The following is a 15,496-nucleotide window of genomic DNA, read 5'->3' as shown; positions in this document are numbered from 1 at the left end:
AGAGAACTGGCCGGTTCTTTCTGACGGAGTAATCATACAAGCCCGGACAGATGCGCAGCATCGCCTCCGGGAAAGTTCTGCAACATCCTGCACGCTTCCCCCGGGGGCGGCGCAAAGCGCCTGCCCGGGCTACGAGACCGCAGACCGCCGGTAGCCCGGATAAGGCGTTAGCCGCCATCCGGGAGTCCCGCGGTGTTAGTTTTGCCCGTAATAGGCATTCGCGCCGTGTTTACGCAGGTAGTGTTTATCGAGCAGTTCAGACTGCATATCCGCCAGCTGTGGCGCCAGCTGGCGCGAGAACAGGCCCATATAGGCGCACTCTTCAAGTACCACGGCGTTATGTACGGCGTCGGCCGCATCTTTACCCCAGGCAAACGGGCCGTGCGAATGGACTAATACCGCCGGGATTTGCGCCGGATCCAGACCGCGCTGTTCAAAGGTTTTGATAATCACTTCGCCGGTCTGATACTCATACTCCCCGTTAATCTCCTCAACGGTCATCGGCCGGGTGCAGGGGATGGCGCCATAAAAATAGTCGGCGTGGGTGGTGCCCCAGGCGGGGAGATCGAGACCGGCCTGCGACCAGATCGTCGCATGGCGGGAGTGGGTATGCACGATCCCGCCGATCTGCGGATAGCGACGATAAAGGGCCAGATGCGTTGGCGTATCCGAAGAGGGTTTTTTAGCGCCTTCAACGATCTTACCGCTGGCGATCTCTACGACCACCATATCGTCGGCGGTCATCACCTCATATTCGACGCCGGAGGGCTTAATGACCATCAGACGGCGCGTTTCATCCACCGCGCTGACGTTGCCCCAGGTAAAGGTGACCAGCCGGTGCGCCGGGAGCGCCAGGTTTGCCGCCAGCACCTCGGCTTTCAGTTGCTCTAACATGTGAAACCTCCTTCCTGCATCCGTGATTCAATCCAGCGCCGGGCCTGGATAATCTCCAGCACCGGTTCGCTGGCCTTCTCCGTCCACATCTCAATCAGAAACGAACCGCGGTAGTTCAGCTCATGCAGCGTCTTAAAGATGCCGACAAAATCAACGCATCCTTCACCGAACGGCACGTCGCGGAACTGGCCCGGGCTATCGTCGGTCACGGGCAGCGTGTCCTTCAGGTGGATGGCGGCGATACGATCGATACCCAGTTTCAGCTCGGCGGTGACGTCGTTCCCCCAGGCGCTGAGGTTGCCGACGTCCGGATAGACGGTAAACCACGGTGACGAAAGCCTCTCGTCCCACTTTTTCCATTTGCTGATGGAGTTCATAAAGGCGGTGTCCATGATCTCCACCGCCAGCATCACCTGCGCGGCGGCGGCCTGTTCTACCGCCCAGGCCAGCCCTTCGGCAAAACGCTGCCGGGTGCCTTCATCGTGCTCTTCGTAATAGACGTCGTAACCCGCCAGCTGAATAGTACGAATCCCCAGATCGCGCGCCAGGCGGATGGCTTTAGTCATAATCTCCCGCGCCCGCTCGCGTACCGCCTCGTCGCGGCTGCCAAAGGGGAAACGGCGATGGGCGGACAGGCACATTGAGGGAATAGCGACGCCGGTTTCCAGCATCGCGCTCACCAGAGATGCCCGCTGGGCCGATGTCCACTCCAGGCGCGAAAGGCGTTCGTCGGTCTCGTCCACCGACATTTCGACAAAATCAAAACCGCAGCTTTTGGCCAGCACCAGCCGTTCAGGCCAGCTGAGATCCTTCGCCAGCGCTTTTTCATAAATACCTAACGGGTGGTTACGCATGCTGTTCTCCCCAGATAGCGTCGATTTGCGCGTGGAATTCGGCGGCAACCCGTGCCGGATGGGCAGCGCCTGCCAGCGCGCGCCCGGCAATAAACGCTTTGACGTTGATATCCTTGAACAGCGGTAGATCGGCCGGGGTAATCCCGCCGGTGATCGATAGCTCAAGGCCAATGTCGGAGAGCGCTTTCATGCGCGCCAGATCCGCCTCCCCCCACTGCTGCCCGCTGGCCTGGGCATCGCGTCCGCGATGGTAAATCGCCTGATGGACGCCGGTACGGTACCAGGCGCGGGCGTCATCCAGCGTCCAGTTGCCGAACAGCTCCATCTGAATTTCACCGCCGCAGGCCTGGGCCACGGCGTGGCCTTTCTCGACCGTAGCGAGCGGCGCAGCGCAGATGATGGTCATCCAGTTGGCGCCAGCGCCAAAGGCCTGCTGCGCCAGGGTTTCACCGGCGTCGGCGACTTTCCAGTCGGCGACGATGATCTTCTGCGGACACTGGGTGCGCAGGGCTGTAACTGCGTTAAGCCCCTCGGTCAAACAGAGGATGGTCCCCGCCTCCACGATATCAACGTGATCCTGTAGCAGGGCGACATCGCGCTGCGCAGCCTGAAGGCTGGTGTGGTCCAGCGCCAGCTGCAGTAATGGTCGGCTCATAATGCGTGCTCCTTAATACGGGCGTGATAGCCCTGTAGTGCTTCAATCAAATCCTGGTAGTGGCGGTATTTGCGCTGATAGCGCGCGTGGGCGGTCATATCGGGCAGCAGCGTGCGTACCGGGTGCTGCCGGGCGCGCCGGGCTTCGCTAAAGCTGCGGTATACGCCGGTGCCGACGCGCGCCGCGAGGGCGGCGCCAAAGCAGCCGGTCTCTTCCACCTGCGGCAGTTCAACGCGTAAGCCGCTGACGTCCGCCAGCATTTGCATCCAGACGTCGGAGTGCGCCGGGCCGCCGGTGACGCGCAGGGCCTGAACGCTTGTAAAGCGTTCGCGCATACGGTTGAGATGGGTCATATGGCTGAATACCACGCCTTCATAAACCGCCTGCAGCAGGTGCGCGCGGGTATGCAGCGCCTGCATGCCGTAAAAGCCGCAGGTCATCTCCAGCCCGGCGTTGCTGCCGTAGAGAAACGGCAGAAAAAACAGCTCGCTCCCGGCTTTCGGCAAACTGGCTACGGCCTGATTGATCTCATCAAACGAGAGATCGCCCCACTGGGCGGTAAACCATTCGAGGTTGCCGGATGAGGTCGGGCTGGCTTCGTGAACGATATACTGGCCGTCATTGACGTAGCGGCCATAGACGTAAGGGTGAGCCTCATGTTCGCGCAGACCGTGAGCGATACCGCTGGTGACGGCCCAGGTCCCCATCACCGCATTGAGGGTCGACTCATCCTCAATCCCGGCGCAAAGGGCGGTGGAGACCACGTCAAACAGGCCGCCAACGACGGGAGTACCCGCCGCCAGACCGGTTAAAGCGGCTGCCTGAGCGGTGATCTCCCCGCATATTTCGGCTGACCCTACAACGGGGGGCAGCGCGCTATCCACTTCGCCGATCCCCAGCCATTGGGTCAGACACGGGTCGTACTGGCCCGTGGACATGTTGTAGAGGTTGGACTCGGAGATGTTGCTCTCCTCGCAGCCTTTCACGCCGGTTAGGCACCAGCGCAGATAGTCATGCCCCATCATCACGCAGCCAATTTGCGCGTAGCGCTGGGGGTCATTCTCTTTGACCCAGCGCAGCAGAGAAGCCGGATGCCCGGTCCATAGCGTCTGGCGGGTAACGGGATAGAGCCGTTCGGGAATACGGTCCCGCTGCCAGCGCTGAACGATATTCAGCGCCCGACGATCGGACGAGAGGATGGCGTTACCCAGCGGCCGATCCTGCTTATCGAGGAGAAAGAGACCCTTACCCTGAGCGGAGATGCCCACGCCTTTAATCTGTTCACCGGATACCCCTGCCCGTTGTAATAGTTCGGCAATGGTTGCCGCGCAGTGTTGCCAGAGCTGATGCATGTCGCGTTCGGCGTAACCCGGCAGGGGCGACATCGTCTGTAGCGCTTGCCGCACAATGCCATGTTCATGACCTTCGGCATCATATAAACCGGCTTTCAGATACGTGCCGCCACAATCAATACCCAGCCAGAAGGCCTGTTTCTTGCTCATCTTTCGCATCTCATTCTTGCCGGGAGGACCCGGCATATTTCGCAGGCCCGGCAGGCGCAGCGCCGCCGGGCTCGATTTTACGCAGTGCGTTTATGTGGGTTTATCGTCTTTACCGGCGCAGCACCGGCATCGCATTTCGCCGGCAGCAGCAGCGCCATCAGCGCGGCCAGCGCCAGGGAGATCGCCAGGCAATAAACGCCGGCGTCTTTGCTGTACAGCGTGATCAGAACCCCGACCGCATAAGGACCACAAAATCCGCCGAGGTTGCCAAGCGCGTTGATAACCCCGCGCGCGCCGCCCGCCATTTCAGCGCTGAACAGACGTGCCGGGATGGTCCAGAACACGCCAGCCGCCGATTGCAGGAAGAATCCGCAGCCGACCAGCGCGGCATAGGAGAGCCATATTTGATTTTTCAGCGCCACCGACAGGAACATGCACAGAGCGAAGCCAATCAGCGGCAGGCAGACGAACAGCTTGCGTTTACCGGTTCGGTCTGAAAGAGAAGAGAACAGGAACATCCCGGCAATGGCGCCGACGTACGGCAGAATGGCGAGCATCCCGACCTGCCCCATGCTGCTGTGGGTTAATTCTTTCAGAATGGTGGGCAGCCACAGGGTGTAGCCGTAAATGCCGGTCTGGTAGAAGAAGTTCAGGGCGATAAGCTGCCACATGGTTTTGTCGGAGAGAACGGCGCTCAGAGAGGCGTTTTTCACTTCGGTGCCGGCAATGGCCCGTTGCTCTGCGGCCAGCGTCTCGACCAGATAGTTCTGCTCTGCTTTAGAGATCCAGCGCGCTTCCTGCGGACGGTCATAGATGGTGTAGGCCCACAGAACCAAAACAACCAGCGAGAGCAAACCTTCGATAATAAACAGCCAGCGCCAGTCGAGAACCGTGATAATCCAGCCTGAGAGCGGGGCGGTGATAATCCCGGCAATCGGCACGAACATAATGACAATCGCGTTGGCGCGACCGCGTTCCGCATCAGGGAACCAGTTACTGATCATGGTGAGAACGACCGGCAGCATGCCGCCTTCCGCCACGCCTAGTAAGAAGCGCAGGGCCAGCAGCTGGTACTGATTGGTAATTAACCCCGTCAGCACGGAGATAACCGCCCAGGCGACCAGCGACCAGCCGATAAATTTCTTACCGCTGCCGTGAACGGCAATTTTCCCGCCGGGAACCTGTAAAAATAGATAACCGATAAAGAAAATACCGCCCGCCAGCCCCGCCATGGTGGCGGAAATACCTAAGTCGGCGTCCATGCCGCCGGGCATGGCAAAGGCAATATTGACCCGGTCCATATAAGAAATAATACAGGTGATCAGTATTGGGGGAATAATTCTTAACCAGCGCTGGCGCGGTATATTTTTGGGTGTAGAGTTAGAGGTTATATTCATCTTTATAGTCTCGTAATATTAAAAAATATTCTGGCGATGAAGGTGGTTATTATTATTGTGCTTGTTTTAGCGCTGAGATGCCGTCGCGTAATATCGCGATGCGATGGTCAACGTTTGCGCTGGCAGTGATTTCCAGTAATTTGATACCTGAGAATTGCAGGGGATCGGCTCCTGCGCAGGCAAATAATTCACGGGCGTGGTCGGTGGTCATCAGGCTCTGCGGGCAGAAAGGCGCGAACGGCGCGTGTAAATCCTGCCATTCGCCGTACTCGCCGGTTTGCGTCGTGCCGGAAAACATCAGCGCGCCGAGCTTCCCTGCCCGTTTTGCCTGCTGCGTATGGGTGAGCGGTAGAACGGTATTCCGCCCTTCAATGGCAGAGCGCGCCCAGTTGATACAGATGCTGATGTCGTAGTCGGCAATGGCTTCCAGCACGTTTTCTAACGGCAAAAATCCTTTGCGCGGCGCGGTGCCGGTCATCGCGTCGCAGTGCTCCAGCACCAGCTCGCAGGACCAGTCCCAGCGGGTAATCTCTTTTAATGAACGAGCAAAGGCGTCGGTAGCCTGAGCCACGTTGGCATTGCCCGCCAGCGGGGCGGCGTGAAGCTCAAGGGCAATGACCTTTCCGGCGGTCTTACCATTGATTTTAGCGATCTTCTGCTGCAGGTGACGATAGTACTCCACGCAGGCTTTGCGCTGCTCTTCGTCGCTGGATGCCAGCCCAAAGCCGCCGTTTTCACCGCGGCGGCGCATGGTTTCCATGATGGCGGTAACGACAATCTGCCAGTGTCCCGGGGTATGGCGCAATAACCACTCGTCGCCGAGCGGATGAAGATGTTCAAGGCAGGGTTGCTCCAGCCCGCGAATATCCGGGGTGTCGGAGAGCTGCCGCCAGAATTCCGTCTCTTCCTCTTCACTCTTTTGGTGAAATGAGGGTGCACAGGGGTACGCACCGATAATGTAACCGGTATTATTCGAATTCATTTTGTGCTCCTTTTTATAAAACTGAAATAGCGACCTTAACGACTATTTTGCGGATCGGGGTGGCTACAGTTTTATTACATCCAGGACGATGCACATCTTGCGGGAAAAATATCGCATAGTTGCCTGGCGTCATTTCAAAGAACGATTCATGTTCGCTGTCGTGATAGAAAATAATATCGAGCTGTTCTAACAACGATTCGCTGATTTGATTATTGCCGGTATCAATGGCGATACCGATTTTTTCTTCACCCCACGCCAGAAACTGGATATCCAGATAGCGACGGTGAACCTCCGGACGATTGTCAGCGGCATCGCGGGTGGTTAAGTCAATAATCTGCGCGAAGATGTTCTTGCCGTCGATTTCCACGACGCCGGGTTCCAGCGCGTGAAAATCCGTCGTGCGCAGGAAATCAAGCGCCTGTTCAATGGCCGCGGGCAGACGACACGGATTCGGTTGAGCAATATGGCCAAAAATCATGGGTGAGCTCCTTACAGCGCCTGAATTTTGGCCCATACGCTGTCATCGACGGTAATACCGTTGCGGCGGTTTTCATCCAGCAGTCGGGTAAATTCATGGCCGGGCAGGCGGACCGCCACATTTTCATCGGCGCGTTCGGCGGTGGTGATGAAATCCATAATCCGCTGCAGTTTGGCGTCGCGGGTTGCGCCATCGATCAGCTTATCCACTTCTATGGCGATGAAGATCTGCGAAACGCCATATTCATCGCTGTTTTCCTGAGTCACTTCGGCAACGGAAGAGCCGTTGGAAAGCAGGGTGGCAATCATATCCAGCACAATCGACAGGCCGGAACCTTTCCAGTAGCCCATCGGCAAAATACGGCGGTTTTTCTCGATAACCCCCGGTTCTTTGGTCAAATGACCTTCATCGTCGAATCCGCCGTCCACGGGCAGCTCGCGGCCGGCAAGGCGGTTAACTTCCAGCATGCCGTAGGAGAACATCGACATCGACATATCCACCATGGTGATCGGCGTTGACGGAATGGCGACGATCAGCGGATTGGTGCCGATACGGCACTCCTTAGCGCCCCATGGCGGCATAACGGCGATGGAGTTGGTCCAGCAGATGCCGATGTAGCCTTTTTCCGCCGCCTGCCAGCCATAGCTGCCGCCGCGCATCCAGTGGTTGGCGTTACGTAACGCCACCAGGCCGATACCGTGATCGGAAGCCAGTTCGATGGCCCGGTCCATCATCTTTTTCGCCGTCAGGTTGCCGATGGAGCGCTGGGCATCCCACTGCTCGATGGCGCCGAGGCTGGTTACCCGCTGCGGTTTAGCCTCGGGGATGATGTCGCCGTTGTCCAGCTGCTGGATGAAGCGAGGAAAGCGGTTCACGCCGTGAGAATAGACGCCGGATTCGGTGGTGCGGGCAAACATTTCTGCGCAGGCATCGGCGGTTTCTGCGGTGATACCCCGTGCCAGTAGTACTCGATTGAATGCCTCTTTTAACTGCTCAAACGTTACTTTCATTCCTGTTTTCCTGGTCAGATTTGATCGCTTTTTTATCTCTAAATTTCACTATGCGAAATCTGATTTCAAATATAGCGATCAATTTTTATCAGATCAACGGGCAGCGTTATTTTTAAAAATCATAAAAATCATAAAGTTGTGTTTTTTCGGTTCAGATCGTGAACTGAAACACACTTTGCGCTACCATCTGAACGCGACAAAAACGGGGAGCGGAAACGATGGGCACAAAAGAGAGCGATGTAACGCAAGACAAGGAGAGGCCTGCCGGAAGCCAGAGCCTTTTTCGTGGGTTGATGCTGATTGAGATCCTGAGTAATTACCCAAACGGATGCCCGCTGGCGCATCTGTCGGAACTGGCGGGCCTGAACAAAAGCACCGTTCATCGCTTATTGCAGGGGCTGCAATCCTGCGGCTACGTGACGCCAGCCCCGGCGGCGGGGAGCTATCGTCTGACGACAAAGTTTATCGCCGTTGGCCAAAAGGCTTTGTCGTCGCTCAACATCATCCACGTCGCGGCGCCGCATCTTGAGGCGCTCAACCTGGCCACCGGCGAGACGGTGAACTTCTCCAGCCGTGAAGATGACCACGCTATCCTGATTTATAAGCTGGAGCCGACCACCGGCATGCTGCGTACGCGCGCCTATATTGGCCAGCATATGCCGCTGTACTGCTCGGCAATGGGCAAGATTTATATGGCGTTTGGCCATCCTGACTACGTTGAGAGCTACTGGAATTCACACCAGGATATTATTCAGCCGCTGACCCGGAATACCATTACCGGCTTACCTGCGATGCATGATGAGCTGGCGCAGATCCGCGAGCGTAATATGGCGATGGACAGGGAAGAGAACGAGTTGGGCGTGTCCTGCCTGGCGGTCCCGGTTTTCGATATTCATGGACGCGTGCCTTATGCCATTTCTATCTCCTTATCAACATCGCGCCTCAAGCAGGTAGGAGAGAAGAATTTACTCAAGCCGCTGCGCGATACGGCAGAGGCGATTTCCCGCGAACTGGGCTTTTCCGTGCGGGAAGGGTAAGGCAGATGACCAAATTGTCCCGGGCATCTGAGAGAAAACGCCGCTGACTCCATTCAGGATCAAGGCGCGGAAGCGGTTTTTTCTGGCACTCTGCGTTTTTATCCCCAGTGGAGCAAGGATGAACCGGTTTATTATCGCGGATGCGCAAAAGTGCATCGGCTGTCGTACCTGTGAAGTCGCCTGCGTGGTATCCCATCAGCGGGACCAGGACTGTTCTGGCGTTTCCGCCATGCGCTTTGCGCCGCGGATCCGCGTGGTGAAAAATGACGAACTCTCGACGGCGACGCTTTGCCGCCAGTGTGAAGATGCGCCCTGCGCCAACGTCTGCCCCGAGGGCGCTATCCGCCGGGAAAATTCGGTCTGGCGCGTGGATCAGCGCCGCTGCATCGGCTGCAAAAGCTGCATGGTGGCGTGCCCCTATGGCGCGATGACGGTGATGCGGGTGGAGGAGGGCGTACAGGCGCTGAAGTGCGATTTGTGCAGCCATCGGGAAGAAGGCCCGGCCTGCGTGGCGGCATGCCCGACGCAGGCGCTGCGCTGCATGGAACCGATGGAGCTGGAGAGAATAGCCGCTGAACGTCGCCAGCGGATGGCGCTGGCGATGTAGCGATGATGCCTTCTTACGGCGTGTTCCCGGAGGCGGCGCTGGCGCGCCTTGTCCGGGCTGCCTGTCCGCAGAACGCTGGAAGCCTGTAGCCCGGCTGAGCGCAGCGCGAGCCGGGAATATATCTGGATTATTCAGGATTCTGGCGCTCGTTTACGCGTCCTGTTCACCCCATGCGCGTTCAACTTCTTCGGCGAGAATCTTCACGCCTGCTTCAATCTTCTCCGGGTCCGGCACATAGTTCATGCGCATGCACTGATGCGTGTGCGGCCACGGTTTATCCAGGCCCGGGAAGAAATAGTCGCCCGGCACCATCAGAACGCCGCGCTTTTTCAGGCGCTGGTACAGCAGCTCGGTAGAAATCGGCAGATCCTTAAACCATAGCCAGAGAAAAATCGCGCCTTCCGGTTTATGAATCAGGCAGCGATCTTCCGGCAAATAGCGGCGAATAATGGCGATAGTCTCCTGAACGCGCTGGTAGTAGAACGGCTTTATCACCGTTTCCGACAGGCGCAGAAGATCGTTGCGTTTAATCATCTCGCACATCATGGCCGGCCCCATTCCGCCGGGGGCGAGGCTGATAATGCCGTTCATATTGCTGATGGCGGTGATGATTTTTTCGTTAGCGATGATAATCCCGCAGCGGCTACCCGGCAGACCCAGCTTGGAGAGGCTCATGCACAGCACGATATTCGGATTCCACAGCGGCCTGGCGTCGCTGAAAATAATTCCCGGGAACGGAACGCCGTAGGCGTTATCAATCACCAACGGGATGCCGTGCTGGTTGGCCAGCGCATCCAGCTTGATCAGCTCATCGTCGGTGATCACGTTGCCCGTTGGGTTGGTGGGGCGGGAAACGCAGATCATTCCCGTCTCGTCCGTGACCTGCAAATGTTCGAAATCCACGTGGTATTTAAACTGGCCTTCCGGCAGCAGTTCAATGTTCGGGCGGGTGGCGACAAACAGATCTTCTTCGAGGCCGGCATCGGCGTAGCCGATGTACTCGGGCGTCAACGGAAACAGCACTTTACGGGTGGTTCCATCCGCTCGACGGCCTGCGAAGAGGTTAAACAAGTAGAAAAACGCGCTCTGACTGCCGTTTGTCAGTGCAATATTCTGTGGTTCGATCTCCCAACCCAGTTCATCACGCAGCATCTGCGCCAGCAGGGCCAGCAGCTCGCTTTTACCCTGCGGACCGTCATAATTACAAAGCGCATCAAGGGCTTTGCCGCTGTTCAGCATGTCGGCCAGCAGGCTATGGAAGTAATCATTCATTTCCGGAATCTGCGCGGGATTGCCGCCGCCCAGCATGATGGCGCCCGGGGTACGCAGGCCGTCATTGAGGTCTTCCATCAAGCGGGTGATGCCCGAATGACGGGTAAATTTGTCGCCAAAAAGTGAAAATGTCATCGCGATTAGTCTGTCGGTATTCCAGGAAAGTGGGTAACCATAACGCCAGCGCAGACAGGGTGCAAATCGAGGTATCAGTGAGATATTTTGTTTTTATGCTGCTAAATTAAGATATTTTGGATTTTTATTCTGAATCGGCTCCCCCGAGTGTCAGGGAAGCCTTGGGTCAGAAGGCTACTGCTGGCCTGCCCATACCACCATCACTTTGTCATCGCCGGTCTCGCGAATAAAGCCGTAGCCTTTCGCCATCGATAGGGTGGTTTGTTTACCCATGCCAATCGCCGGATGACGGGCGCGGAACTGGCCCAGTTTCTCCCAGTGGGTCACGCTGCGCGCGGCTTTGCCGCTGACGTCCTGCCAGTTCATATCTGAGCGCGTCCCCTGAAGCGGATCGGAGCCGGTCGGGCCGAACGGTCGCGAAGATTCATCGCCGTAGAAGATCTGCACTGCGCCAGGCGCGAGCAGCAGCAATTCCGCCGCCGTGCTGCCGCCTTCGCGGAACAGGCTGGTATCGTGCGAGGAGAGATAGCTTAACACATTGAAATCCTGAAGCTTCTCTGCCATATGTTGCCAGGTCAGGTCGATATTCGCCAGGCAGCTTGTCGCTTTCGCCGCCTGATCCTGATAATCAAAATTCAGCATTGCGTCAAAACCGTGGCGATAGTAGTCGCTCTGCATCACGCCGTGGCCCCAGGCCTCGCCGGTCATCCAGAACGGCGCGTTATCCAGCGCTTTATCCGGATTGGCTTTTTTCCATTCCGCCAGCGCTTCAGTGGCCTGGGTTTTTAACTGCAGCCAGGCGGCCTGCTCGACGTGCTTGGCGGTATCGACGCGGAAGCCGTCGATGCCGTAGTCGCGCACCCATTGGCTCAGCCAGTGGGTCAGATAATCGCGCGGCGTATAGCCGGGGATCGCTTTGGCCGCGGTATCCGGCTTATGGCGATAGAAGTTTGGCAGGCCGGATGGCGCCGTGGATTCGGTTTTCAGATCCGGCAGGAAGGCCAGCGACATCGTCAGGTCATCAAATCCGGGGTTGTCGTAATCGCCAATATCGGTGCGGATCCACTTTTTACCCCACCATTTTTCCCAACCGGCTTTGTCGCTGAAGTTAATGTAGTCGTTAAAGCTGTGCCAGCTTTGTCCCGCGCGGGGCTTCCAGTCGGTCCAGCGCTCTCCGAGGGTCTTTTTCAGCTCATCGCCCTGGATGTACAGCGAGCCAAACTGAAACTCCTGCATATCGGCCAGGGTCGCGTAGCCGGTATGGTTCATCACCACGTCGAACAGAATGCGGATCCCGCGCTTGTGGGCCTCATCAACGAGGCGGCGCAGATCGTCTTCCGTTCCCATATTGGCATCCAGCTTCGTCCAGTCCTGGGTGTAATAGCCGTGATAGGCGTAGTGCGGGAAATCGCCTTTCGTACCGCCGCCGACCCAGCCGTGGATTTGTTCCAGCGGCGAACTGATCCAGAGCGCGTTAACGCCGAGCTGCTGGATGTAATCCAGTTTGCTGGTCAGGCCCTGCAGGTCGCCGCCGTGGAAGGTGCCAATTTCCTGCATGCCGTCTTTGTGGCGGCCATAGCTATTGTCGTTGGCCGGGTTGCCGTTGACAAAGCGATCGGTCAGCACGAAATAGACGGTGGCGTTATGCCAGTTGAACGGCGCGGCGGCTTCCGTTTCCGCGCGTTCAAGCAGCAGCAGACCATTGCTGTTAAACGCCGGCTGGAGGGTAACTTTACCGCTGCTGACGGTCGCGATATTACCGCTATAGAAATCGCGAACTTTACTGCCTTCGGCGAAGGATTTGCTGACGTCAATGGTAAGCGGCTTGCCATCCCATTTCGGACACTGCTTCATCTGCGGCGCGGCGGCGGCGGTCTGTTTCTCCTCCAGAGAGACCATCATGGTTGGCGTACCTGAACGGGTATCGACTTCCAGGGTATAGCGGCCATCGCGGAATACGCGCCACTGCGGCGCCGGATCGCGGCAAGGTTCCATAGACAGCATCTGGTTGAGCTTGATCGCGCCGGCAGGCTGCCAGCACTGTTGGTCAAAATTAATCCGCAGAGGGCGCGTACCCTTTGCTACCTCGTTTTGACTGATAAATCTGCCGGTGCCTTCTTCGGTAAAGGCGGGGAAATCTGCGGTAGTCCAGGCGGCGAAGGCCATCCCAGGCAACAGCAGCGACGCAAGCGCAGCGAGTTTCATTCCGGAGTCCTGTGTGCGGTTTTTTGTTCAGTTTGCGCGTCTGGCTGTCTAATGAACTCATCCCACCGGCGCTTTTCCAGGGAGGATGAAAAAGGGTGAGTGATCGCGTTCAAAAAACAAGCAAAAAATGCGAGGGCTGTCGCATTTTTGTACTGTTGTCATGGGGCGGAAACCGATTTCAGATGACAGCTTTTCGGAATTGGACTATTTCTGTGGGTGCGTCATCTGGGTATTTTTGATACTATTCGCGATTCAACTATCGATTTTTTGTGAAAAACAAGGCGTTGGAATGATTGCATCCGACCAGGAGACCTAATGATATCGACTCCCATTCGACGATATGGGGCCGCGATACTCATGTTACTTACCTGCATATTTTCAGGTAGTGTGCTGGCAACAACACACACAGCAACAACGAGTCATAAAGCCCCAATAGTTAAGAAGAAAAGCACCGTTAAAGTAAGCAAGGTAAGCAGTAAACAAGAGTATTCTCGCAATAGTGTAAAGAGCAGTTCACTTCCTGATTTGCGAAAATACCCTTCCGGGACACCAAGGAAAAAAGCGTTTCTCCGGACGGTAATGCCTTACATTACGAAACAGAATCAGGTGATTACCGCCGATCGTAACTGGCTTGTTTCCAAGCAGTACGATGCGCGCTGGTCGCCGAGCGAGCGTACGCGGCTGAAAGAGATCGCCTCTCGCTATAAAGTGAAGTGGTCCGGCAATACTCGCCATATTCCATGGAACTCGCTGCTTGAGCGCGTCGACATTATCCCGAATAGCATGGTCGCTACTATGGCTGCGGCGGAAAGCGGCTGGGGAACGTCAAAGCTGGCGCGGGTGAACAACAATTTATTTGGTATGAAGTGTGGCGGTGGAAACTGCCGCGGTGCGATGAAGGGCTACTCCCAGTTTGATTCGGTGGAAGAGTCCGTTCAGGCCTATGTCAGAAATCTGAATACGCATCCGGCCTACTCGTCGTTCCGTAAATCGCGTGCGCAGCTGCGTAAAGCCGATCAGGAAGTGACCGCCAGCACGATGATTCATAAGCTGAAGGGCTATTCGACCAAAGGGTCGAGCTATAACAACTATCTCTTCGCGATGTATCAGGATAACCAGCGGTTGATAGCCGCGCACATGTAATTGCTCTTACATGTCATCATTGATGCCCGGTGCGTAAGCCCGGGCATTTTTCTTTGCGCGCTACATCATGACTTCGCTGTGCCGGTCGCGGTACTCCTTCGGCGTCACGTCGTACTCTTTCTTAAACACCGAATAGAAATACTGCAGCGACGGATAGCCGCACATCTGGGAGATTTCGTTAATCGATAGGGTGGTTGATACCAGCAGACTGCGCGCTTTTTCCAGCTTCTCGCTGTGGATCACCGTATGAATGGTTTCGCCGACTTCCTCTTTGAAGCGCTTTTCCAGATTCGAGCGGGAAATCCCCACGGCGTCCAGCACCTGCTCAACTTTAATCCCTTTACAGGCGTGGTTACGGATATAGTGCATCGCCTGAATGACCGAAGGGTCGGTGAGCGAGCGGTAGTCGGTGGAGCGGCGTTCTACCACGCGCATCGGCGGGATAAGCTGACGCTGAAGCGGCAGCTCTTCATTCTCCAGCAGGCGATGCAGCAGCTTTGCCGCCTGGTAGCCCATCTGACGGGTGCCCTGCGCAACGGAGGAGAGCGCCACGCGCGACAGGTAGCGGGTAAGCTCTTCGTTATCTATGCCGATAACGCACAGCTTTTCCGGGACGGGGATATGCAGCCGCTCGCAGGCCTGTAATACGTGGCGCGCGCGGGCGTCGGTAACGGCGATGATGCCGGTTTGCGGCGGTAGGGTTTGCAGCCAGTCGGCGAGGCGGTTTTGCGCATGCTGCCAGTTTTCCGGCGCCGTCTCGAGCCCCTGATAGACCACGCCGCGATATTTCTCTCTGGCGACCAGCTGGCAAAACGCGTGCTCGCGCTCGGCGGCCCAGCCTTTACAGCTGGAAGCGGGCAGGCCGTAAAAGGCAAAGCGGTTAATGCCCTTTTCCTTCAGATGCAGGAAGGCGCTCTCGACCAGCGCGGCGTTGTCGGTGGCGATATAGTGAACCGGCGGATAGCACTCCGGGCGGTGGAAGGAGCCGCCGACGCCGACAATCGGAACATTCACGTCGATCAGCAGGTTTTCAATTTCCGGATCGTCGTAATCGGCAATAACGCCGTCGCCTAACCACTCTTTGATGTTTTCAATTCGTGCCCGAAAATCTTCCTCAATGAAGATATCCCATTCCAGTTGCGATGCTTGTAAATATTCGCCGACGCCCTCAACGACCTGGCGATCGTAGGCTTTGTTGGCATTGAATAACAGCGTAATACGGTGACGCTTTTCAAACATAGTGTTGTTCCCGGTCTCTCTTGCAGGCCATACAATACCGGCCAATGCCCGGATTTTTTCAAGCTACTTGTGCCTAAGTTTGGCGG

Annotated in this window: 14 protein-coding genes; 3 read left to right on the top strand and 11 right to left on the bottom strand. The window is 56.8% G+C overall.

Annotated features, from left to right (window positions below; all coding sequences use genetic code 11):
* Positions 1-195 precede the first annotated feature (195 nt).
* From araD to yiaK, 8 genes are all read right to left on the bottom strand, one after another.
* Positions 196-894, bottom strand: coding sequence for an L-ribulose-5-phosphate 4-epimerase (gene araD / locus ABLU87_RS24020; RefSeq protein ID WP_025106774.1), 699 nt, complete (start codon positions 892-894; stop codon positions 196-198).
* The gene (locus ABLU87_RS24015; protein ID WP_009653713.1) at positions 888-1,748 is read right to left on the bottom strand and encodes an L-ribulose-5-phosphate 3-epimerase; all 861 of its coding nucleotides are present in this window, start codon (positions 1,746-1,748) and stop codon (positions 888-890) included. The genes araD and ABLU87_RS24015 overlap by 7 nt, the downstream gene beginning before the upstream one ends.
* Positions 1,741-2,403, bottom strand: coding sequence for a 3-keto-L-gulonate-6-phosphate decarboxylase UlaD (gene ulaD / locus ABLU87_RS24010; protein ID WP_049082792.1), 663 nt, complete (start codon positions 2,401-2,403; stop codon positions 1,741-1,743). Before ulaD ends, ABLU87_RS24015 begins: the two co-directional genes overlap by 8 nt.
* Entirely contained in the window at positions 2,400-3,905 is a 1,506-nt protein-coding gene (locus ABLU87_RS24005) for an FGGY-family carbohydrate kinase (protein WP_014227218.1), read from the bottom strand. The genes ulaD and ABLU87_RS24005 overlap by 4 nt, the downstream gene beginning before the upstream one ends.
* Before the next feature lie 77 nt (positions 3,906-3,982).
* Positions 3,983-5,302, bottom strand: coding sequence for an MFS transporter (locus ABLU87_RS24000; RefSeq protein ID WP_014227217.1), 1,320 nt, complete (start codon positions 5,300-5,302; stop codon positions 3,983-3,985).
* A gap of 52 nt (positions 5,303-5,354) precedes the next feature.
* On the bottom strand, positions 5,355-6,284 hold the full coding sequence (locus tag ABLU87_RS23995) for a DUF4862 family protein (protein ID WP_014227216.1): 930 nt from the start codon (positions 6,282-6,284) through the stop codon (positions 5,355-5,357).
* A 13-nt stretch (positions 6,285-6,297) separates the two neighbouring features.
* The gene (locus tag ABLU87_RS23990; RefSeq protein WP_014227215.1) at positions 6,298-6,762 is read right to left on the bottom strand and encodes a YhcH/YjgK/YiaL family protein; all 465 of its coding nucleotides are present in this window, start codon (positions 6,760-6,762) and stop codon (positions 6,298-6,300) included.
* 11 nt (positions 6,763-6,773) lie between these two features.
* Entirely contained in the window at positions 6,774-7,772 is a 999-nt protein-coding gene (yiaK, locus tag ABLU87_RS23985; protein ID WP_014227214.1) for a 3-dehydro-L-gulonate 2-dehydrogenase, read from the bottom strand.
* 218 nt (positions 7,773-7,990) lie between these two features.
* Between yiaK and yiaJ the strand changes: the two genes are divergently transcribed.
* Both yiaJ and ABLU87_RS23975 read left to right on the top strand, forming a co-directional pair.
* Positions 7,991-8,809 carry an IclR family transcriptional regulator YiaJ gene (gene yiaJ, locus ABLU87_RS23980; protein WP_014839765.1) on the top strand — a complete coding sequence of 273 codons (819 nt, stop codon included), beginning with the start codon at positions 7,991-7,993 and terminating at the stop codon, positions 8,807-8,809.
* Positions 8,810-8,927: 118 nt separating this feature from the next.
* Positions 8,928-9,416 (top strand): 4Fe-4S dicluster domain-containing protein, encoded by a 489-nt coding sequence (locus ABLU87_RS23975; protein ID WP_014227212.1) that lies wholly within the window; start codon positions 8,928-8,930, stop codon positions 9,414-9,416.
* 150 nt (positions 9,417-9,566) lie between these two features.
* On the opposite strand, the gene avtA is transcribed toward ABLU87_RS23975, so the two are convergent.
* On the bottom strand, positions 9,567-10,823 hold the full coding sequence (gene avtA, locus ABLU87_RS23970; protein WP_014227211.1) for a valine--pyruvate transaminase: 1,257 nt from the start codon (positions 10,821-10,823) through the stop codon (positions 9,567-9,569).
* A gap of 174 nt (positions 10,824-10,997) precedes the next feature.
* Positions 10,998-13,028 carry an alpha-amylase gene (locus ABLU87_RS23965; RefSeq protein WP_014227210.1) on the bottom strand — a complete coding sequence of 677 codons (2,031 nt, stop codon included), beginning with the start codon at positions 13,026-13,028 and terminating at the stop codon, positions 10,998-11,000.
* Between the two features lie 315 nt (positions 13,029-13,343).
* Here ABLU87_RS23965 and ABLU87_RS23960 point away from each other — a divergent pair, with 315 nt between their 5' ends.
* Positions 13,344-14,171 (top strand): protein bax, encoded by an 828-nt coding sequence (locus tag ABLU87_RS23960; protein WP_071881704.1) that lies wholly within the window; start codon positions 13,344-13,346, stop codon positions 14,169-14,171.
* A 60-nt stretch (positions 14,172-14,231) separates the two neighbouring features.
* On the opposite strand, the gene xylR is transcribed toward ABLU87_RS23960, so the two are convergent.
* Positions 14,232-15,410 carry a D-xylose utilization transcriptional activator XylR gene (gene xylR, locus ABLU87_RS23955; protein WP_004126484.1) on the bottom strand — a complete coding sequence of 393 codons (1,179 nt, stop codon included), beginning with the start codon at positions 15,408-15,410 and terminating at the stop codon, positions 14,232-14,234.
* Positions 15,411-15,496 lie beyond the last annotated feature (86 nt).

It is taken from the genome of Klebsiella sp. CB_Kp196 (genome assembly GCF_040061575.1).
GTDB lineage: Bacteria > Pseudomonadota > Gammaproteobacteria > Enterobacterales > Enterobacteriaceae > Klebsiella > Klebsiella michiganensis.
The sequence above is the reverse complement of the archived record's forward strand: the minus strand, read 5'-3'. Positions and strand labels throughout refer to the sequence as shown.